Source organism: Streptomyces sp. NPDC041068, assembly GCF_040647455.1.
GTDB lineage: Bacteria > Actinomycetota > Actinomycetes > Streptomycetales > Streptomycetaceae > Streptomyces.
On record NZ_JBEZCG010000018.1, the window covers coordinates 156,711 to 176,619 of the forward strand.

Here is a 19,909-nt window from a genome sequence, read left to right on the forward strand (position 1 = left end):
CGATGGCCCCGAGTGCGAGGCTGTGATCATGAGCCGCACCCTGATCGAACGCCTCGAGGAGGGCCTCCCGGCCGAGGCGGTCCTCACCGACCCCGACGTCACCTCCTCGTACTCCCACGACATGGCGAGCTTCTGCGATGCGGGCGTCCCCGCCGTCGTGGTCCTGCCCCGCACCGTCGAGCAGGTCCAGCACGTGATGCGCACGGCCACCGAGCTGCGCGTCCCCGTGGTCCCGCAGGGCGCCCGCACCGGCCTGTCCGGTGCCGCGAACGCCAGCGAGGGCTGCATCGTCCTGTCCCTGATCAAGATGGACCGCATCCTGGAGATCAACCCCGTCGACCGCATCGCGGTCGTCGAGCCGGGCGTCGTCAACGCCGCCCTCTCCCGCGCGGTGAACGAGCACGGCCTGTACTACCCGCCGGATCCCTCCAGTTGGGAGACCTGCACCATCGGCGGGAACATCGGCACCGCCTCCGGCGGGCTGTGCTGCGTGAAGTACGGGGTCACCGCGGAGTACGTCCTCGGGCTCGACGTCGTCCTCGCCGACGGACGGCTCATGAGCACCGGACGCCGCACCGCCAAGGGGGTCGCGGGGTACGACCTGACCCGCCTGTTCGTGGGCTCCGAGGGCAGCCTCGGCATCGTCGTCCGCGCCGTCCTCGCGCTCAAGCCGCAGCCGCCCGGGCAGCTGGTCCTCGCGGCCGAGTTCGCCTCGACGCAGGCCGCATGCGACGCCGTCTGCCGGATCATGGAGGGCGGTCATGTCCCGTCGCTCCTCGAGCTGATGGACCGTACGACCGTGAAGGCCGTGAACGCGCTGGCCAACATGGGACTGCCCGAGACCACCGAGGCGCTCCTGCTCGCGGCCTTCGACACCCCGGACCCCGCGGCGGACCTCGCCGCCGTCGGCGCGCTCTGCGAGGCCGCGGGCGCCACCCAGGTGGTGCCGGCCGAGGACGCCGCCGAGTCCGAGATGCTCCTCCACGCGCGGCGGCTCTCGCTCACCGCACTCGAGGCGATCAAGGGCACCTCGATGATCGACGACGTGTGCGTGCCGCGCACCCGGCTCGCGGACATGCTCGACGGCGTCGAGCGCATCGCCGAGAAGTACGACCTGACCATCGGGGTCTGCGCGCACGCGGGCGACGGCAACACCCACCCCACCGTCTGCTTCGACGCGGCAGACCCCGACGAGGGCCGGCGTGCCCGCGAGTCCTTCGACGAGATCATGGCCCTCGGCCTGGAGCTCGGCGGCACCATCACCGGCGAGCACGGCGTCGGGGTCCTGAAGAAGGAGTGGCTGGCACGCGAGATCGGCCCGGTGGGAGTGGAGATGCAGCAGGCCGTCAAGGCGGCCTTCGACCCGCACTCACTCCTCAACCCGGGCAAGCTGTTCTGACGCTCCTCGTGAAGGTCTGACTCCGCTCCCGCCCCCGTGGCGGCGGAGTTCACTCACCGTCCTTGGACTCGTCCGAGGGCCACGGGTCGCGCAGCCACAGTTCGTCGACACGGCCCGGTGTGGGCGCGAGCAGCTCGGCGAGGCCGTCGTCGATGCCGAGCTGCTCGGCCTCAGAGCCCGGGGGGACCACCCGCAGCGTCCGCTCCAGCCAGGCGGACACGGCGGCGGCCGGCGCCTCCAGGAGGGCGTCGCCGTCCGGTGAGCTGAGCGCCATCAGGACGACGCTGCGCCCCTCCACCTTCGTCGGCCAGACCCGCACGTCGCCGTGGCCGCACGGCCTGAACACCCCCTCCACCAGGAGCTCGCGGGCGAACGTCCAGTTCACCGGATGCTCGGAGCCGATGTGGAAGGCGATGTGGACGGCGAAGGGGTCGTCGGTGCGGTAGCTGAGGCGGGCCGGGACGGGGATGGCCCGTTCCGGGGAGAGGACCAGTTTGAGTTCGAGCTCGCGTTCCACCACGGAGTGCATGTCGTGTGCTTCCTTCCTCGTAGGGGCCCTGGGAGCGGACCCGTACGAGTGGAGAGCGCGTGATCCCCGAAGCATTACGCGGGTTCCGGAAAATTTCTTCGCGCGACTTTTGAAGCGGTGACCAGGAGGGGGCCCGACCGTCGTGAGGGGACGCGAGTGAATGTGTGGGGAGCGTGCCCGGAAAGTGGTCCGAAGGGCGGGACCCGCCCGGTGGGACACGGAGGTCTGATAGATGTGGAGCCCTCAAAAGACCCCCGAGCAGATACGGGACGACGGACATGAGCGCCCCAACTCCGGCCCCAGGCGACGACCGGCCGCGCGAAGGCTACTACCCGGACCCGTCCATTCCCGGATATGTCCGGTACTGGAACGGCGCCGCCTGGGTACCCGGCACGAGCCGTCCCGCCCCGTCCGACGGAGAACCGCTGCCGGCCCCGCCCGGCGCGGGCGCCGCGGCCCCGGCGTCCCCCGCGCCCGTGGAGGAGACGGGCCCCGTCTTCTTCGACGAGGAGCCCGAGGCCGAGCCCGCCGCCGAACCCGCCCCCGCCGCCGACGACTCCGCGCAGCACGGCGCGAGGCCCGAGCCCGCGTCCGCCTGGCAGGCCGACGCCGCCCGGCAGTCCGGCCTCGGCGGCGAGCAGGAGCGCCGGGTGTCCTGGGGCGCCCCCGGCCAGGCCGACCCGCGCGTGCCGAGCGACGCCGCGCCCCGCGCGGAAGCCCCCCAGGCCGCCGCGGCCTCGAAGACGCCCGAGCCGTCGGAGGACGACAGCAACCCCGGCACCGTCACCATCCGCGCCGTCAAGCCGGGCACGGCCAAGCCCGGTGCCGCCAAGCCGCCCACCGGTGAAGGCACAGTGACGTTCCGTCGGCCCACGGGCCCGGTCGCGCCCGTGGCGGGGAAGCCCGGTGGGCAGGCCACGCCCGCCGCCTCCGCCGGTACCGACGGCACCATGGCGATCCGCGCGATCCGCCCCAAGTCCGGGCAGCGGGGCGGTCGGACCGCCGCCGCACAGACCTCCGTACCGCAGCAGCAGACCCCCTCGGCGCCCCCGCAGGCGGCCGCGCCCGCACCGTCGGCTCCGGCGGTCCAGCAGCCCCAGCCGCAGCCCCAGCCGAGCCCCGTGCCCCCGCAGGGCGGCGTCCCCACCCCCGTCACCTCCGGGCCCGGCGGCGGCTCGCCCTCCTGGGCCCAGCAGGTGCACCAACTCGCACAGTCCCCGGCCGCGCCGGGCCCCGCCCAGGAGGGCGAGGGACAGCCCGTCGTGCCCTGGAAGCCGGTGACCGAGGACCCGTTCCTCGCGGCGGTGCGGAGCCAGGCCGCGGCCCGGCCCGCCGGACTCGGCAGGCGTCTCGCCGCACGGCTCGTCGACACCGTCGTCCTCGTCGCCGTCACCGGCGCCGCCGCGCTGCCGCTCGGCACGAAGGCCGCCGACCACATCGACAGCAAGATCGACGCGGCGAAGCTGTCCGGAGAGAAGACAACGGTCTGGCTGCTCGACGGCACGACCGCGGGCTACCTCGGCCTCGTCCTCGCCGTCCTCCTGCTCTTCGGCGTCGTCTACGAAGCGCTGCCCACCGCCAAGTGGGGCCGCACCCTCGGCAAGAAGGTGTGCGGCATCGAGGTGCGGGACATCGAGGAGCACGAGGCGCCGACGTTCGGGGCGGCGTTGAAGCGCTGGCTGGTGTACAGCGTGCCGGGCGTCCTCGTCATCGGCGTCGTAGGCGTTCTGTGGTGCCTCTTCGACCGGCCCTGGCGGCAGTGCTGGCACGACAAGGCGGCGGGCACGTTCGTCGCGGGGTGAGGGCCGGGTAACCCGGTCAGCCGCTCGCCGGATGCGGAGAGGGGAGCGGCGCGGTCGACTCGGGCCATGAGCACCGAACCGCCGCAATACCCGCCGCCGGACGACGACCCGTTCAAGAAGCAGCCGCCGCAGCAGCCCCCACAGGGCGGCGGCTCACCGTACGACACCCCGCCCCCGGGCGGCGGTTCGCCCTACGGGGCCCCGCCACCGGGCGGGGGTACCCCGCCCCCGGGCGGTGGCTCCCCCTACGGAGCGCCGCCCCCGCCCTACGGAGGCGACCCCTACGGCGGTGGACCCGGCGGCTACGGCGGCCAGGATCCCCTCGCCGGAATGCCCCCGCTCGCCGACAGCGGGAAGCGTGTCCTGGCCCGCATCATCGACATGATTCTGGTGGGCATCGTCGTCGGACTGCTGTCCTGGCTGTTCGGCACGGCCGAGTACGACATCGACCCGGACAAGGTGAACACGGGCAAGTCGTTCGGCCAGTCCCTGCTGGCCGCGGTGCTCTACATCGCGTACGACACCTTCATGATCTCCAAGACCGGCCAGACGCTCGGCAAGAAGTGGCTGGGGCTGCGCGTCGCGAACCTCAACGACGGGGCCACGCCGAGCATGCAGACCGCGCTCGCCCGCGCGGCGGTGCTCTGGCTGCCGTTCGCCTTCTGCTGCGCCTGCATCTGGACGGCGATCTGCGGAGGCTGGAGCTTCTTCGACAAGCCCTACAAGCAGGGCCTGCACGACAAGGCCGCCAAGACGGTGGTGGTCAGCGTCTGACAGAGGGTGCCTGGTGCGGCGGCACCTCTCGACCGGCGGGCTCGTGATCCACGGGTCCGCCGGTCCGCGTTCACGGACCCGCGGGCTCGTGGACGGACTCGGCGAGCATCGCGCGCTGCGCCGGGACGCGCTCTTCCGCGGTGCGGGCCGCGGGTGTAGAGGCGGCCGCGGGTGCCGGTTTCGGCAGCGGGACCGTCATTGCGACGAGTAAGCCGAGGCCGAGTGCGGCCAGGGCTATCACCATGATTCCCACGCCTGAACTCGTCTGGGACAGAAGCAGCATGGCGAGCGTGGAGAAGACGACGGTCACGGCGCCGTAGACGGTCTGCGCGGCGGTCGGACGAGGCATGGGACGAGGCATGACGGGATCCGTCCTCAAGACAGCAGATGGTGATCTGGTCGTTTGCGAATCAAAGGGCACTCGACGGCGACGACTTGGGATGTGCCGCCTCGCGCTGTAGCGCACCGTCGATTGGCTTTGTTCCATTGACTCTATTCCGCTGTCTGCCCGACGGGAACGAGTGGTAAGCGTGACCTTACCCACGGTGCCGGAGCACAGGGGGCGCACGGGTTCATGGCGTCCATCAAGTGGACGGTGCGGCGCGCCTGTTGATGTTTCCCGTGGGCGAGTGCCCCGTGTCCGGATACCGGAGCGCGGGGTCTGCATAGTGCACTTGGCCTGTTCAAGTCAAGGTCTGTCTTTTCTCCCGTACTTCCGGTCGAATGTCGTCACTTGTGACGCGTACATCGCGCGCGGACCTCCTCCGACCGGGATCTCGGTCCGCCATTTTCGCGCGGGCGCGGGGGAGGAAAGCATCAAGTGACAGGCAGAACACGGACGTTCAGAGCCACCGCGGTGGCCGTGGCGATGGCCGCGGCCGCCGCGACGTTCTCGGCGGCGACGGCTTCGGCCGACACGTCCTGGGGCGGCGCGCCGGCCGTCGACCGGCAGGACCCGTCGCGGGCCAAGGCCGAGGTCGACCACGACCTCGAAGGACCGTTCAGCAAGCAGCAGGCGCAGCAGCGCAAGGCTGCCCTGCAGCAGGTCGTCGCGGGAGACGCCAAGGTCCAGAAGAAGGGCGCCTCCAAGGTCGTCAAGCTCGACGACAAGAAGTACGTCGAGCTGGGCCGGGAGAAGACCGACAAGATCTTCACGATCCTGGTGGAGTTCGGGGACAAGGTCGACGACACGACCATGTACGACCCGGACGGCCCCGAGGGCCCGGAGCAGCCGGTCAAGAAGTACGGCGGCAAGCCGGGACCGCTGCACAACAAGATAGCCAAGCCGGACCGTGCGAAGGACAACAGCACGGCCTGGCAGGCGGATTACAACCAGAAGCACTTCCAGGACCTGTACTTCGGGAAGGGCAAGGACTCCAAGGGCAAGCAGAAGGAGTCCCTGAAGACCTACTACGAGAAGACCTCGTCCGGCCGCTACTCGGTCGACGGTGAGGTCTCCGACTGGGTCAAGGTCGACTACAACGAGGCCCGTTACGGCTCGAACTACTGCGGCGACACCAACTGCCCGAACGTCTGGGACGCGGTCAAGGACGGCGTGACCGCCTGGACCAAGGACCAGAAGGCCAAGGGCCGTACGGACGAGCAGATCAAGACGGACCTCGCCAAGTACGACCAGTGGGACCGTTACGACTTCGACAACGACGGCAACTTCAACGAGCCCGACGGCTACATCGACCACTTCCAGATCGTCCACGCGGGCGAGGACGAGTCGGCCGGCGGCGGCGCCGAGGGCGAGAACGCCCTGTGGGCCCACCGCTGGTACGCGTACGGCAACGACGCGGGCAAGACCGGCCCTTCGAACAACAAGGCCGGCGGCACCCAGATCGGCGACTCGGGCATCTGGGTCGGCGACTACACGATGCAGCCGGAGAACGGCGGCCTCGGCGTCTTCGCCCACGAGTACGGCCACGACCTCGGCCTGCCCGACCTGTACGACACCACGGGCAAGGGCGAGAACTCGGTCGGCTTCTGGTCGCTGATGTCGGCCGGTTCCTGGCTCGGCACCGGCAAGGACTCCATCGGTGACCTGCCGGGCGACATGACCGCCTGGGACAAGTTCCAGCTGGGCTGGCTCGACTACGCCAAGGCCAAGGCGGCCACGACCTCCGAGCACAAGCTGGGCGTCGCGGAGTACAACACCCGCCACCGCCAGGCGCTCGTCGTCGACCTGCCGAAGAAGTCCGTCACCACCACCGTCGTGAAGCCCACCGAGGGCGCCAAGCAGTGGTGGAGCGACCAGGGCGACGACCTCAAGAACACCCTGACGCGCTCGGTCGACCTGACCGGCAAGTCCAAGGCCGAGCTCTCGCTCGACGGTTGGTGGGACATCGAGGCCAACTACGACTACCTCTACACCGAGGTCTCGACGGACAACGGCGCCAACTGGACGCCGATCGACGGCACCGCGGACGGCAAGCCGATCACCCGTGACGCCGGTGACAAGCCCGCGTTGACCGGCGCCTCGGCCAAGTACAAGAAGCTGGTCTTCCCGCTCGACGCGTACGCAGGCAAGAAGGTCGACGTCCGCTTCCGCTACTCCACGGACGGCGGCGCGGGCGGCAAGGGCTTCGCGGCCGACTCCCTCGCGATCACCGCGGACGGCGCCAAGCTCTTCGAGGACGGCGCCGAGGGCGACGACAACGGCTGGACGGCGAAGGGCTTTTCGCGCATCGGCGAGTCCTTCACCAAGAAGTACGACCAGTACTACCTCGCCGAGAACCGTCAGTACGTGTCCTACGACAAGACCCTCAAGGTCGGCCCGTACAACTTCGGTTCGAAGGCCCGCCCCGACTGGGTCGAGCACTACCCGTACCAGACCGGCCTGTTGGTCTGGCAGTGGGACACCTCGCAGAAGGACAACAACACCAGCCAGCACCCCGGCCAGGGCCTGATCCTTCCGGTCGACGCGCACGCGAAGCCGCTGAAGTGGAAGGACGGCACGCTCCTGCGCAACAAGATCCAGCCGTTCGACGCGCCGTTCAGCAAGTACGCGACCGACAAGCTGACGCTCCACAACGCGGACGTCGCGCTCAAGATCAAGTCCCAGAAGGGTGTCTCGGTCTTCGACGACCACAAGGGCACCTACTGGTACAAGGAGAACCCCACGGGAAGTGTCAAGGTCACTGACACCAACACTCAGATCAAGATCATCAAGCAGCCCAAGGACGGCTCGACGATCACGGTCCAGGTGGGTCCCTCGACGAAGTAATTAGTGTTTTCGCAGGTCAAGCCATGATCGGCCGTCGCCCTCTAGCGGGCGGCGGCCGATCGTGTTTAGGTGCGTGCTGTGGATTTCTTATTGACGCGGGGTCCGGCCAGGGACCCCGTGCGATGTCTCACGGGGGTGTGACGAAGCATGTCCGCAGGAGGTTTCTGCAAGCTGCCGAACGGCAGCGTGGTGGTGGCACTGACCCTGCCGAACCCGTCGCCGGCTGGCGGCACGGTCCGCATGATCGTGCACGCCGTGAACCGCGCGAGGGCCCTGACGCGGCTACGGAACCTGGGCCTGCGGGCGGTCTACCTCCGCGGCAACGCGGAGCCGCCGACGCCGGACGAGATCACGGCGGTCCTGCACCATCCGGACGGCCTGATATGGCGGACGGCACCGGATGACGCGGAGGAGCTGTGGCATCCGATCAGGGCGCTCAAGAGGCAGGGCGGGGCCGGCAGAATCAGCCCCTCCGGCGTTTGAGGAGCGGGGTCCGGGGGCGGGGCCCGTGTCGGTTCAGACGACCGGCTTACCCGTGAGCTCCACACCGGCCGAGCGCAGCTCATCCAGCGCCCGCTCCGTGGTCGCCTCGGCGACCCCCGCGGTCAGGTCCAGCAGGACGGTGGTCCTGAACCCCTCCCGAGCCGCGTCCACCGCGGTGGCCCGAACGCAGTGATCCGTGGCGATGCCCACCACGTCGACCTCCGTGATCTCCCTGGCCCGCAGCCACTCCGCGAGCGAGACCCCGTTCTCGTCGACGCCCTCGAAGCCGCTGTACGCCGCCGCGTACGCACCCTTGTCGAAGACCGCGTCGATGGCCCCGGAGGCGACCGCGGGGGCGAAGTTCGGGTGGAAGCCGATGCCCTCCGTGCCCGCCACGCAGTGCGGCGGCCAGGAGTCGACGTAGTCGGGGTTCTCGGAGAAGTGGGCGCCCGGCTCGATGTGGTGGTCGCGGGTGGCGACCACGTGGCGGTAGCCGGCCGGGGCCTGGCCGATCAGCTCGGTGATGGCGGCGGCCACGTCCGCGCCGCCGGCGACCGCGAGGCTGCCGCCTTCACAGAAGTCGTTCTGCACGTCTACGACGATCAGTGCGCGGCGCATGGGGGGTGTCCTTCTGCTGGGGAGACTACGAGCGTAGAGACTTCAAGTACGTTGCGGGAGGGGGCAATTGAAGCATCCGGCGCCGCGAGGCAGCGCCGGACGCCCGATCGCACGTGTCACGCGTACTCGGTGGGGATGACCGCCTCGCCCCGCGACAGCTGTGTCGCCGAGAGCGGAAGGCGGCCGCGGGCGGCGGCGTGCCGGTCGCGCACCGCGTCCAGCGGCTCGCGGGCGACGACCTCGCCGCCCTTGACCAGCTCGACCAGGAGCTGCCGGTCGACCAGGCCCGGCGGCACGGGGCCGGTGCCGATCACCTCGGCCTCGGCGACGCCGTGCTCGTCGGTCCTGCGCGCGGCCCACTTGCGGCCGCCCATGGAGCTCTTGGCGCCCAGCGACTTCTTCGCGACGGGCTCCAGCGGGGCCTTGGGGTCCGCCGAGTGCGCGCGGGCCACCAGCTTGTAGACCATGGAGCAGGTGGGGTGCCCGGAGCCGGTGACGAGCTGCGTGCCCACGCCGTACGCGTCCACGGGCGCCGCCGCGAGCGAGGCGATGGCGTACTCGTCGAGGTCGGAGGTCACGACGATCTTCGTGTTCGTGGCGCCGAGCTCGTCCAGCTGCTGACGCACCCGGTGGGCCACGAGCAGCAGGTCGCCCGAGTCGATGCGGACGGCGCCGAGCTCGGGCCCCGCGACCTCGACGGCCGTGCGGACGGCCTCGGTGACGTCGTAGGTGTCCACGAGCAGCGTCGTGCCGCGGCCGAGCGAGTCGACCTGGGCCTGGAACGCGTCGCGTTCGTTGTCGTGCAGCAGCGTGAAGGCGTGGGCGCTGGTGCCGACGGTGGGGATGCCGTACCGGAATCCGGCGGCCAGGTCCGAGGTGGTCGCGAAGCCGCCGACGTAGGCGGCGCGGGAGGCGGCGACGGCGGCCAGCTCGTGGGTGCGGCGGGCGCCCATCTCGATCAGCGGGCGGTCGCCGGCGGCCGACGACATGCGGGACGCGGCGGCCGCGATGGCCGAGTCGTGGTTGAGGATGGAGAGGATCACGGTCTCCAGGAGCACGCACTCCGCGAAGGAGCCCTCGACCCGCAGGATCGGCGAGCCGGGGAAGTAGACCTCGCCCTCGGGGTAGCCCCAGATGTCGCCGCTGAAGCGGTACCCCGACAGCCATTCCAGCGTGGCCTCGTCGACGATGGAGCGCTCGCGCAGGAAGCCGATGACGTCGGCGTCGAAGCGGAAGTTCTCGACGGCGTCCAGGACCCGGCCCGTTCCGGCCACCACGCCGTAGCGCCGGCCCTCGGGCAGTCTGCGGGTGAAGACCTCGAAGACCGAACGCCTCTCGCCCGTCCCCGCCTTCAGCGCGGCCTGCAGCATCGTCAGCTCGTACTGGTCCGTGAAGAGCGCTGTCGACGGAACATCCACCGGCAGGCCAAGGTCCGCTGTGTTCATACGAGGGATGCTACCCCGCATCTCGTCACTCTGACGATTTCAAGGAGGTCTTGGGGAGGCCATTTGTGCGAGGCCCCCCTGGGGGTGGCAGCATGGGGCAAGTGAGTACGGCTCCCGCAGAGATCACACGCCCGGAATCGGACGAAGAGACGTTCGTCGTCCCCGAGCCGGACGTTCCTTGGATCACGCTCGTGCACAACGACCCGGTCAACCTGATGAGCTACGTGACGTACGTGTTCCAGACGTACTTCGGGTACTCGAAGGAGAAGGCCACGAAGCTGATGATGGACGTGCACCACAAGGGCCGTGCGGTCGTCTCCAGCGGCACCCGCGAGGAGATGGAGCGCGACGTGCAGGCCATGCACGGCTACGGCCTCTGGGCCACCCTTCAGCAGGACCGCAAGTAGCGGCCCGCAAGCAGCGCACGGACCGGAAGCAGCGACGCATCTGATGCCAGGACACTTCGAACCGATCCCCGGGGGCGGCGCCGCCGTCGCGCTCGACGAGGTCGAGATCTCGATCATCCGCTCCCTCGCCGTTCAGCTCCTGGAGCTGATCGGCCCGGGGCCGGGCGGCGAGGCCTCCGACGACCCCCTCGCGGAGCTCTTCGCCGAGGGCCCCAGCGAGCCGCCCGCCGACCCGGTGATGAAGCGCCTTCTCCCCGACGCGTACGGCGGCCCCGGCACCGAGCGGGGCGACGAGGACGAACTGCGGGCGTATTCGGCGGAGTTCCGCCGATTCACGGAGAACGACCTGCGCGCCAAGAAGCGTGACGACGCCCTGGCCGTGATCCGCTCGCTGGACTCGACGACGTCCTCGGGCGAGGGCGGAGCTGTCCTGAAACTGTCGGTCGAGGAGTCCCGGCACTGGCTCGGCGCCCTCAACGACCTCCGTCTCGCGATCGGCACGCGTCTGGAGGTCAGCGACGAGGAGGACGCGGATCTGCTCTACCGGCTGCCCGACTCCGACCCCCGCAAGCCGATGGTGATGGCCTATCTGTGGCTCGGCGGTCTGCAGGAGACGCTGGTCGGGACGTTGCTGGGCTGAGCGGGGCCGAAAAACGGTGTAAGTGACAGCTTTCGTTCACCGGGCGGACCGTTCGCTCAGTGGAGCCTCAAATCCGGATAACGATCGCGTCACTTCAATGCCCGCGTTTGCCACGTCAAGGGAATTTTGTCCGCTTCTTCCTGTGGTCTGCGCCACAAGTGGCTTGTTCCCTCACTGTTGTCGCCGTGATAAATCTTCACGACCGCTCGGTGACGCCACCCATGTCGCCGAGGGCGCTCGGGCCGGCAGACCGCCGGTAGCACTCCATTCCATATCCGGGGGGATCAGGACCTGATCCGCAGCCACCAACGCAGATGTGCGGGCGCGGATCAGCATGGAGAAAGGCGTCACCATGACCTCAGTGCAGGTCGAAGAGCATCACGACGGCAATGAGGCCGTGCAGGCCGCCGCCGGCCCGTCCGGCGAGGGCGAGGGGTACCAGCGAGGACTCGGTGCCCGGCAGATCCAGATGATCGCGATCGGCGGTGCCATCGGCACCGGCCTGTTCCTCGGCGCGGGCAAGGCCATCCACAAGGCCGGACCGAGCCTCATCCTGGCGTACGCCATCGCGGGTCTCGTCATCTTCTTCATCATGCGGGCGCTCGGCGAGCTCCTCATGTACCGCCCCGTGTCCGGCTCCTTCTCGGAGTACGCACGCGAATTCATGGGCCCGTTCTTCGGATTCGTGACCGGCTGGACGTACTGGCTCTTCTGGGTCGTCACCGGCATCACCGAAGTCACCGCGGCCGCCCAGTACATGCAGTACTGGACACACGACTCATTCCCGCAATGGGCCTATGCCCTGGTGTTCACGGTCATTCTGTTCGGCGCGAACCTCATCTCCGTGAAGCTCTTCGGCGAGCTGGAGTTCTGGTTCTCGATGGTCAAGGTCACCGCCATCATCGGCATGATCCTGATCTGCGTCGGCATCCTCACCATCGGCTTCTCCGACGCCGGTGACACCGCGACCGTCGCCCACCTGTGGAACCAGGGCGGGTTCTTCCCGAACGGCATCGGCTCCACGCTGATGACCCTGCAGATCGTGATGTTCGCCTTCCTCGCCGTCGAGCTCGTCGGCGTCACCGCGGGCGAGTCCAAGGACCCGAAGACCGTTCTGCCCAAGGCCATCAACACCGTGCCGTGGCGCATCGCCGTCTTCTACGTCGGCGCGCTGATCATGATCCTGTCGGTCGTCCCGTGGACCTCCTTCAAGCCCGGCGTCTCGCCGTTCGTGAAGGCCTTCGAGGAGATGGGCCTCGGCGTCGGCGCCGCCATCGTGAACTTCGTGGTGCTCACCGCCGCGCTCTCCTCCTGCAACTCCGGCATGTACTCCACCGGCCGCATGCTGCGCGACCTGGCGATGAACGGCCAGGGCCCCAAGTTCTTCACCAAGCTCACGAAGAACGGCCTGCCGCTGATCGGCACCGCGGTCTCCGCCGGCTTCATGCTGTTCGGCGTCTGGATCAACTACCAGTGGCCGGGCGAGGCGTTCAACTACGTCGTCTCCTTCGCGACCATCTCCGGCATGTGGGCCTGGATCATGATCCTGTGCTGCCAGATCCGCTACCGCCGCAAGGCCGACCGCGGCGAGCTGCCGCAGTCCATCTTCCGTGCCCCGGGCGCCCCGTTCACCAGCTGGTTCGCGCTCGCCTTCATCGGCATGGTCATCGTGATGATGGGCGTCGACAAGGACGCGCGGATCTCGCTGTACGCCGCTCCGGTCTGGGCCGCGATCCTGACGGTCGCCTACCTGATCCTCAAGCGCCGCAACCCGCAGGCGGCCGCGTTCAGCAAGCGCAAGACGGGCGTCGTCCTCGACCCCGCAGACGCGCCCGCCGACAAGAAGTGATCTCCGGAGTGACCTCTCCGTAGAGGCCGCTGTCCAGCATTCGGGCCCGCCCGTACCACGCCTCGGTACGGTGCGGGCCCTCTGCTTATCCTGACTGCCATGCTGACCATCACCCAGGCCCTCCACGACCAGATCGTCGCGCACGCGCGCCAGGACCACCCCGACGAGGCCTGCGGCGTGGTCGCGGGCCCGGAGGGCACGGGCCGCCCGGAACGCTTCATCCCGATGCTGAACGCGGCCCGCTCGCCCACGTTCTACGAGTTCGACTCGGGTGACCTGCTCAAGCTCTACCGCGAGATGGACGACCGCGACGAGGAGCCGGTGATCGTCTACCACTCGCACACCGCGACGGAGGCGTACCCCTCGCGCACCGACATCACGTACGCCAACGAGCCCGGCGCGCACTACGTCCTGGTCTCCACCGCGGACACCGACGACGCGGGCCCCTTCCAGTTCCGCTCCTTCCGCATCGTGGACGGCGAGGTCACCGAGGAAGACGTGCAGGTCGTAGAGGCATACTGAGCCCCGACACACACCATTGAGGCGGCAGGAGCCAGGAAGCCGGTGCGAACCCGGCACGGTCCCGCCACTGTGACCCCGCCCTTCCCCAATCTCTCGGCTCCGCTCGAGAAGGGGAGACCCCATTCCGGGGCGGGGGAGTCAGGAACTGACCTGCCGCCTTGCTCCACGCAACGCAGGGGACGCGGAAATCCCCTGGAGGAGGCAGTCCAGCCATGTCCCGCCGCCACACCGGCATACGCGCGCTCGCCGCGGCCACCCTGCTCGTCCCGCTCGCCGCGTGCTCGTCATCGCAGGCCGGAGGCGACGACAAGCCCGCGGCCAAGACGGCCGGGTTCCCGTACACCGTCACCAACTGCGGCGTGAAGACGACGTACGACGCACCCCCCGAGCGCGCCGTCACCATGAACCAGCACACCACCGAAGTGATGCTGGAGCTCGGACTCCAGGACCACATGGCCGGGACCGCCTACCTCGACGACAAGGTCCTGCCGAAGTACGAGAAGGCGTACAAGTCCGTCCCGGTGATCGCCAAGGAGTACCCCTCCTACGAGAAGCTGCTCTCCGTCAACCCCGACTACGTGTACGGCGGTTACGCGAGCGCCTTCCTCGCGGGCGACGGCCGCAGCCGCTCCGCACTCGCCAAGTCCGGCATCGAGAGCCGCCTGAACGTCGAGGGCTGCGCCAAGGACCCCGTCTCCATGGAGGACGTGTACCGCGAGGTCCGTGAGGTCGGCTCCACCTTCGGGGTGCGGGCCCGCGCGGACAAGTGGGTGCGGGGCGCCGAGCGCGAACTGGCCGCCACCGCAGAGAAGTCCAAGGGCAAGAAGCCGCTCTCCGTCTTCGTCTACGACAGCGGCGACAAGTCCGCGTTCACGGCGGGCGGCCGCGGCATCGGCAACGACATCATCAAGCGGGCGGGCGGCCGCAACGTCTTCGCCGACGTGGACAAGTCCTTCAGCGACGCGTCCTGGGAGTCGGTGGTGCAGCGCAGGCCCGAGGTCATCCTGATCCTGGACTACGGCGCGACGTCGGTCGCCCAGAAGAAGAAGCGCCTCCTCGACGACCCGGTCCTCAAGGACGTCCCGGCCATCAAGAACAAGCGCTTCGCGGTCCTGCCGCTCTCGGACACGGTCACAGGGGTACGAGCACCGGAGGCGGTGAGGAAGCTGGCGGCACAGCTGTGAGCCAGGCAGCCAAGCCCGTCCGGCACGAATCCAAGCCCGGGGGCGAGAAAACCAAGCCCGTCCGGCGATTGAGGACGAGCCCGAAGGGCGACCGACCGAGCTCAAAGAGGCGACGCCTCCTCACCCTGGCCGTCCTCACCGCAGCCCTGGTCGCCGCGACCGTCGCCGGGCTGGCCCTCGGCTCCGTCCGCATCCCACCAGGCCAGGTCCTGGAGATCCTTACGGGGAGGGCCGAGCCTTCACCTTTCCGCACGATCGTCCTGGACGTAAGGCTCCCCAGGATTCTGCTGGGCGCAGCCGTCGGCGCCGGACTGGCAGTGATCGGCACCGTCCTGCAGGCCCTCGTCCGCAACCCCCTCGCCGACCCGTTCCTGCTCGGCGTCTCCTCGGGCGCCTCCGTCGGCGCGGTCGTCGCGATCGTGCTCGGCGGCGTCTTCGGCCTCGGCGCGAGCCTCGCGACCACCGTCACGATCCCGGCCGCCGCCTTCGTCGGCGCGCTGATCTCGCTGGTCCTCGTCTACGCCCTGGCCAGAGGCGGCGGCGGGGGATTCGCCACCGGCCGCCTGATCCTGTCCGGGGTAGCCGTCTCGTACATCCTGACCGCGCTGACCAGCCTCATCCTCGTCACCGCGGACAGCGCGGACCACCTCAAGGAGGTCATGTACTGGACGCTCGGCGGCCTCGGCAGCGCCCGCTGGGACATGCTCGCCCTGCCCTGCGTCGTCCTGGTCGTCGGCACGGCCCTCCTGACGGCCCTGGCCCGTCCCCTGGACCTGCTGCTCGCGGGGGAGGAGGGCGCCACCGTCCTCGGCCTGGACACGGCCCGCTTCCGCGCCGGCGTCTTCGTCCTGGCCTCGCTCCTGACCGGCGTCCTGGTCGCGTACAGCGGAGCCATCGGCTTCGTCGGCCTGATGGTGCCGCACGCCGCCCGCATGCTGGTCGGCGCCGCACACCGGGCGCTGCTCCCCGTGGTGGCGCTGATGGGCGCGGTGTTCCTGGTCGTCGCGGACATCGCGGCGCGCACGGTCGCCGCGCCGCAGGACATCCCGGTCGGTGTGCTCACCGCGCTGACCGGCGGCCCGTTCTTCCTCTGGCTGCTGCGGCGGCGCAACGAAGGAGCCCCGGCATGACGAACCGGCCCACGCCCGCCGGAGAGAACCAGCCCGCGCCCGCCGGAGAACTCCGTACGGAAGGCCTCTCGTACGAGATCGACGGCAAGGTCCTCGTGGACGGCGTCGACCTCACCGCCGCCCCCGGCGAGACCGTCGGCGTCGTCGGCCCCAACGGCAGTGGCAAGACGACGCTGCTGCGCTGCGTGTACGGAACGCTGCGCCCGACCGGCGGGCGAGCCCTCCTCGACGGCGACGACCTGCACACGATGACGGCGAAGGCCCGCGCCCGGCGCCTGGCCACGGTGCCGCAGGACGGGCAGGCGGCGTTCGAGCTGACCGTCCGGCAGGTGGTCGCGATGGGCCGCTCCCCGCACAAGCGCTTCTGGGAGGCGGACACGACGGCCGACGAGGAGCTCGTCGACGAGGCGCTCGCCCGGGTCGGCGTCGAGGACCTGGCCGAGCGCTCCTTCCCGTCCCTCTCCGGCGGCGAGCGCCAGCGTGCCCTGGTGGCCCGCGCCCTGGTGCAGCAGCCGACGCTCGTCGTCCTCGACGAGCCGACCAACCACCTGGACATCCGCTACCAGCTCGAAATCCTCTCCCTGGTACGGGACTTGGGCACGACGAACCTCCTGGCCCTGCACGACCTGAATCTGGCGGCGTACTACTGCGACGTCCTCCACGTCCTCGACGGCGGCCGCCTCGTCGCCTCCGGGGCGCCGAAGGAGGTCCTCACACCCGAGCTGCTCGCCACCGTCTACGGCGTGACGGCCGAGGTCAGCACCCATCCCGTCACTGGCGCCCCGACCGTGGTCTATCTGCCGCCGACCGCATCCTGAACGGATTTCGTCCACCATCTGAGATCACATTCCAGGACCCGGACCGGGAATCGATACGATGACCGCATGGTTCCCCATGACGTGAGCGAAGAGACGCCGAGCGCACTGCCGCTCGCTCCGCTGCGCTCCGCCTCCACTCTTCTTTTGGGAGCCTTTGGATGCGGAGCCGCGCGGCTGCACGTCGACCTGTGCCGCCTCGCCAGCGCGATCTGTTCCCGCTGAACCGTTCCGCCGCACGGCCGTGGGCCACGGCGCCGTACCCGCGTACGTACGACCACGCACCACCCGCACGACAGCGCCGCCGCGCGCCCACCACCCGCACTTCTCGACTCCCGACAGGAGCCCTCAGCATGGCCATCGAGGTCCGCATCCCGACCATCCTCCGCACCTACACCGACGGCGCCAAGGCCGTCGAGGGCAGCGGGGACACCCTCGCCGAGCTCTTCACCGACCTCGACTCGCGGCACGCGGGCATCGCCGAGCGCATCGTGGACGACGGCAAGCTGCGCCGTTTCGTGAACGTGTACCTGAACGACGAGGACGTCCGCTTCCTGGACGGCATCTCCACGAAGGTCACCGACGGCGACAGCGTCACGATCCTGCCGGCCGTGGCCGGCGGCATGGTCTAGGCCCGATCCCGGATGCCTCGCTACGACTCCCCGCTCGCCGCGGTCGGCAACACGCCGCTCGTCCGCCTGCCGCGCCTGTCCCCTTCGGACGACGTCCGCATCTGGGCCAAGCTGGAGGACCGCAACCCGACCGGCTCCGTCAAGGACCGGCCGGCCCTCCACATGGTCGAACAGGCCGAGAAGGACGGCCGGTTGACGCCCGGCTGCACGATCCTGGAGCCGACCTCCGGCAACACCGGCATCTCGCTCGCCATGGCGGCCAAGCTCAAGGGCTACCGCATCGTGTGCGTCATGCCGGAGAACACCTCCCAGGAGCGGCGCGACCTGCTCGCCATGTGGGGCGCCGAGATCATCTCCTCCCCGGCGGCGGGCGGCTCCAACACCGCGGTCCGCGTGGCGAAGGAGCTGGCGGCCGAGCACCCGGACTGGGTGATGCTCTACCAGTACGGCAACCCCGACAACGCGGGCGCCCACTACGCCACGACCGGCCCCGAGATCCTCGCCGACCTCCCCTCGGTCACGCACTTCGTGGCGGGCCTCGGCACCACGGGCACGCTCATGGGTGTGGGCCGCTATCTGCGCGAGCAGAAGCCGGACGTCAAGATCGTCGCCGCCGAGCCGCGCTACGACGACCTCGTCTACGGCCTGCGCAACCTCGACGAGGGCTTCGTCCCCGAGCTGTACGACGCCTCCGTCCTGACCACGCGCTTCTCCGTCGGCTCTGCTGACGCGGTGACGCGCACCCGGGAACTCCTCAAGCAGGAGGGCATCTTCGCGGGCGTCTCCACGGGGGCGGCGCTGCACGCGGCGATCGGCGTCGGCAAGAAGGCGGTGGCGGCGGGGGAGTCGGCCGACATCGTCTTCGTCGTGGCGGACGGCGGCTGGAAGTACCTGTCGACGGGCGTCTACACGGCGGCCACGACGGAAGAGGCGATCGAGACGCTGCAGGGTCAGCTGTGGGCGTGAAGCCAGGCTGAGCGGATAGTCCGGAGGGGCTGGTGAAACCAGCCCCTCCGGCGTTCCAGGAGCGGGGTCCGGGGCGGAGCCCCGGGGGCACGGCGGGTCAGCCCGCCAGATACCGCACCTGATCCCACAGCACCGGATCCACCACCCCGGCCCGCCTCCGGAACTCCCACAGCGGAACCTCCCGCAGCTCGTCCGTCTCCAGAAAGCTGGGGCGGCCCTGCGAGTCCCCCACCGCTCCCGGCGGCAGCGGAATCACGCCCGAGCGCTCGTCGTGGTACTTGCTGGTGATCTTCGCGACCAGGGCGCTGTCCCCGCGCACGGCAAGGACCAGGCACGGCCGGTCCTTGCCCCCGGGACCGTCCTCGTACGGCACCCGCGCCCACCAGATCTCCGCAGGCCGCGGCGCCGGCAGCCGTCGCCGCGGCCCCCGCGGCCCCAGCCGTCCACCAGCGTGACGACGAGCGCGAGCACCACCACGGCGGCCAGCGCGAGCCACCAGGACGTGTCCATACGGACGACGGTACCGGCGTACGCCTCGCGTCGCCCACCGCATCCCGGGCGCCCCATAAGCCCCCCGAACCGGTGACACCGCAGGTGAGTTCCCCCACAACGGCCCGCGACGGAGGAGCGACCAGGCCTTTTGCGCCTTACGCTCGACGAACCGCACAGCCACTTCCCAGCTCTTCTGGGCTCTTCTGTCAGTCTCCTGCCAGCGCGGAGGTTCCAGCTTCATGAAGCTCACCGTCGTCGGCTGCTCGGGCTCGTTTCCGTCCGCGGACTCGGCCTGCTCGAGCTACCTCGTCGAGGCCGACGGCTTCCGGTTGCTGCTCGACATGGGCAACGGCGCCCTCGGCGAGCTGCAGCGCCACATCGGTCTGTACGACCTCGACGCGATCTTCCTCAGCCATCTGCACGCGGACCACTGCATCGACATGTGCGCGTACTTCGTGGCGCGCTACTACCGGCACGAGGGCGGCCGCTGCGCCCCCATCCCGGTCTACGGCCCCGAGGGCACCGAACAGCGTCTGACCACCGCGTACGCCGACACGCCCTCCGCATCGTCGATGAGCGAGGTCTTCGACTTCCACACGGTCAAGCCGGCCTCGTTCGACATCGGCCCGTTCTCGGTGCGCACCGAGAAGGTGTGCCACCCCGTCGAGGCCTACGCCATCCGCGTCGAGCACGGCGGCAAGTCGCTCACGTACTCCGGGGACACGGGCCCCTGCGACGTCCTGGACGAACTGGCCGAGGGCACCGACCTGTTCCTGTGCGAGGCGGCCTTCACGCACGGCAAGGAGAACATCCCCGACCTGCACCTCAACGGCCGCGAGGCGGGCGAGTCCGCCCACCGCGCGCGTGCAGGAAGGTTGCTGCTCACGCACATCCCGCCGTGGACGGACCCGCAGGTGAACCTCGCCGACGCCCGCGCGGCGTACGAGGGCCCCACCGCCCTCGCGGCGCCCGGCGCGACGTACGAGATCTGAC

The 19,909-nt window shown here is 69.8% G+C and carries 20 protein-coding genes, 1 pseudogene and 1 riboswitch; of the genes and pseudogenes, 16 read left to right on the plus strand and 5 right to left on the minus strand.

What is annotated here, in order from left to right:
- Positions 1–28 precede the first annotated feature (28 nt).
- Entirely contained in the window at positions 29–1,399 is a 1,371-nt protein-coding gene (locus AB0B50_RS34960) for an FAD-linked oxidase C-terminal domain-containing protein (protein ID WP_362339847.1), read from the plus strand.
- 49 nt (positions 1,400–1,448) lie between these two features.
- Here AB0B50_RS34960 and AB0B50_RS34965 read toward each other — a convergent pair whose 3' ends face one another.
- Positions 1,449–1,928, minus strand: coding sequence for an SsgA family sporulation/cell division regulator (locus AB0B50_RS34965; protein WP_362339848.1), 480 nt, complete (start codon positions 1,926–1,928; stop codon positions 1,449–1,451).
- Between the two features lie 278 nt (positions 1,929–2,206).
- On the opposite strand from AB0B50_RS34965, the gene AB0B50_RS34970 reads away from it, so the two are divergent.
- Together AB0B50_RS34970 and AB0B50_RS34975 are read left to right on the plus strand one after the other, a co-directional pair.
- The gene (locus tag AB0B50_RS34970; protein ID WP_362339849.1) at positions 2,207–3,730 is read left to right on the plus strand and encodes an RDD family protein; all 1,524 of its coding nucleotides are present in this window, start codon (positions 2,207–2,209) and stop codon (positions 3,728–3,730) included.
- Positions 3,731–3,796: 66 nt separating this feature from the next.
- A complete protein-coding gene (locus tag AB0B50_RS34975) occupies positions 3,797–4,504 on the plus strand; it encodes an RDD family protein (RefSeq protein WP_362339850.1) in 708 nt (235 codons plus the stop codon).
- Between the two features lie 70 nt (positions 4,505–4,574).
- Here AB0B50_RS34975 and AB0B50_RS34980 read toward each other — a convergent pair whose 3' ends face one another.
- Positions 4,575–4,853 carry a hypothetical protein gene (locus AB0B50_RS34980; RefSeq protein WP_362339851.1) on the minus strand — a complete coding sequence of 93 codons (279 nt, stop codon included), beginning with the start codon at positions 4,851–4,853 and terminating at the stop codon, positions 4,575–4,577.
- A 471-nt stretch (positions 4,854–5,324) separates the two neighbouring features.
- On the opposite strand from AB0B50_RS34980, the gene AB0B50_RS34985 reads away from it, so the two are divergent.
- Together AB0B50_RS34985 and AB0B50_RS34990 are read left to right on the plus strand one after the other, a co-directional pair.
- Positions 5,325–7,733 (plus strand): immune inhibitor A domain-containing protein, encoded by a 2,409-nt coding sequence (locus AB0B50_RS34985; protein WP_362339852.1) that lies wholly within the window; start codon positions 5,325–5,327, stop codon positions 7,731–7,733.
- Between the two features lie 147 nt (positions 7,734–7,880).
- The gene (locus AB0B50_RS34990; RefSeq protein ID WP_362339853.1) at positions 7,881–8,216 is read left to right on the plus strand and encodes a hypothetical protein; all 336 of its coding nucleotides are present in this window, start codon (positions 7,881–7,883) and stop codon (positions 8,214–8,216) included.
- 33 nt (positions 8,217–8,249) lie between these two features.
- On the opposite strand, the gene AB0B50_RS34995 is transcribed toward AB0B50_RS34990, so the two are convergent.
- Positions 8,250–8,834 carry an isochorismatase family protein gene (locus AB0B50_RS34995; protein ID WP_362339854.1) on the minus strand — a complete coding sequence of 195 codons (585 nt, stop codon included), beginning with the start codon at positions 8,832–8,834 and terminating at the stop codon, positions 8,250–8,252.
- A gap of 116 nt (positions 8,835–8,950) precedes the next feature.
- A complete protein-coding gene (locus AB0B50_RS35000; protein ID WP_362339855.1) occupies positions 8,951–10,279 on the minus strand; it encodes a nicotinate phosphoribosyltransferase in 1,329 nt (442 codons plus the stop codon).
- A gap of 92 nt (positions 10,280–10,371) precedes the next feature.
- Between AB0B50_RS35000 and clpS the strand changes: the two genes are divergently transcribed.
- From clpS to AB0B50_RS35050, 10 genes are all read left to right on the plus strand, one after another.
- Positions 10,372–10,686, plus strand: a complete 315-nt coding sequence (gene clpS / locus AB0B50_RS35005) for an ATP-dependent Clp protease adapter ClpS (protein ID WP_362339856.1) — start codon at positions 10,372–10,374, stop codon at positions 10,684–10,686.
- 43 nt (positions 10,687–10,729) lie between these two features.
- A complete protein-coding gene (locus tag AB0B50_RS35010; RefSeq protein ID WP_362339857.1) occupies positions 10,730–11,326 on the plus strand; it encodes a DUF2017 domain-containing protein in 597 nt (198 codons plus the stop codon).
- A 352-nt stretch (positions 11,327–11,678) separates the two neighbouring features.
- Positions 11,679–13,175 (plus strand): amino acid permease, encoded by a 1,497-nt coding sequence (locus tag AB0B50_RS35015; RefSeq protein ID WP_362339858.1) that lies wholly within the window; start codon positions 11,679–11,681, stop codon positions 13,173–13,175.
- 99 nt (positions 13,176–13,274) lie between these two features.
- Positions 13,275–13,697 carry a M67 family metallopeptidase gene (locus AB0B50_RS35020; RefSeq protein ID WP_362339859.1) on the plus strand — a complete coding sequence of 141 codons (423 nt, stop codon included), beginning with the start codon at positions 13,275–13,277 and terminating at the stop codon, positions 13,695–13,697.
- A 32-nt stretch (positions 13,698–13,729) separates the two neighbouring features.
- A riboswitch (cobalamin riboswitch) is annotated at positions 13,730–13,845 on the plus strand.
- Positions 13,846–13,909: 64 nt separating this feature from the next.
- Positions 13,910–14,881 (plus strand): ABC transporter substrate-binding protein, encoded by a 972-nt coding sequence (locus AB0B50_RS35025; protein ID WP_362339860.1) that lies wholly within the window; start codon positions 13,910–13,912, stop codon positions 14,879–14,881.
- 125 nt (positions 14,882–15,006) lie between these two features.
- Positions 15,007–16,011 carry an iron ABC transporter permease gene (locus AB0B50_RS35030; protein ID WP_362339922.1) on the plus strand — a complete coding sequence of 335 codons (1,005 nt, stop codon included), beginning with the start codon at positions 15,007–15,009 and terminating at the stop codon, positions 16,009–16,011.
- Positions 16,008–16,829: an ABC transporter ATP-binding protein gene (locus AB0B50_RS35035; RefSeq protein WP_362339861.1), complete on the plus strand. Its 822-nt coding sequence runs from the start codon at positions 16,008–16,010 to the stop codon at positions 16,827–16,829. Before AB0B50_RS35030 ends, AB0B50_RS35035 begins: the two co-directional genes overlap by 4 nt.
- A 66-nt stretch (positions 16,830–16,895) precedes the next feature.
- Positions 16,896–17,051: a putative leader peptide gene (locus AB0B50_RS35040; RefSeq protein ID WP_362339862.1), complete on the plus strand. Its 156-nt coding sequence runs from the start codon at positions 16,896–16,898 to the stop codon at positions 17,049–17,051.
- Positions 17,052–17,179: 128 nt separating this feature from the next.
- A complete protein-coding gene (locus tag AB0B50_RS35045; protein ID WP_362339863.1) occupies positions 17,180–17,458 on the plus strand; it encodes a MoaD/ThiS family protein in 279 nt (92 codons plus the stop codon).
- Positions 17,459–17,470: 12 nt separating this feature from the next.
- Positions 17,471–18,424, plus strand: coding sequence for a cysteine synthase (locus AB0B50_RS35050; protein ID WP_362339864.1), 954 nt, complete (start codon positions 17,471–17,473; stop codon positions 18,422–18,424).
- A 97-nt stretch (positions 18,425–18,521) separates the two neighbouring features.
- Here AB0B50_RS35050 and AB0B50_RS35055 read toward each other — a convergent pair.
- Positions 18,522–18,934 (minus strand): annotated as a pseudogene (locus tag AB0B50_RS35055) (type II toxin-antitoxin system PemK/MazF family toxin).
- 221 nt (positions 18,935–19,155) lie between these two features.
- Here AB0B50_RS35055 and AB0B50_RS35060 point away from each other — a divergent pair.
- Complete coding sequence (locus AB0B50_RS35060; RefSeq protein WP_362339865.1) at positions 19,156–19,908, plus strand: MBL fold metallo-hydrolase; 753 nt, start codon at positions 19,156–19,158, stop codon at positions 19,906–19,908.
- Position 19,909 lies beyond the last annotated feature (1 nt).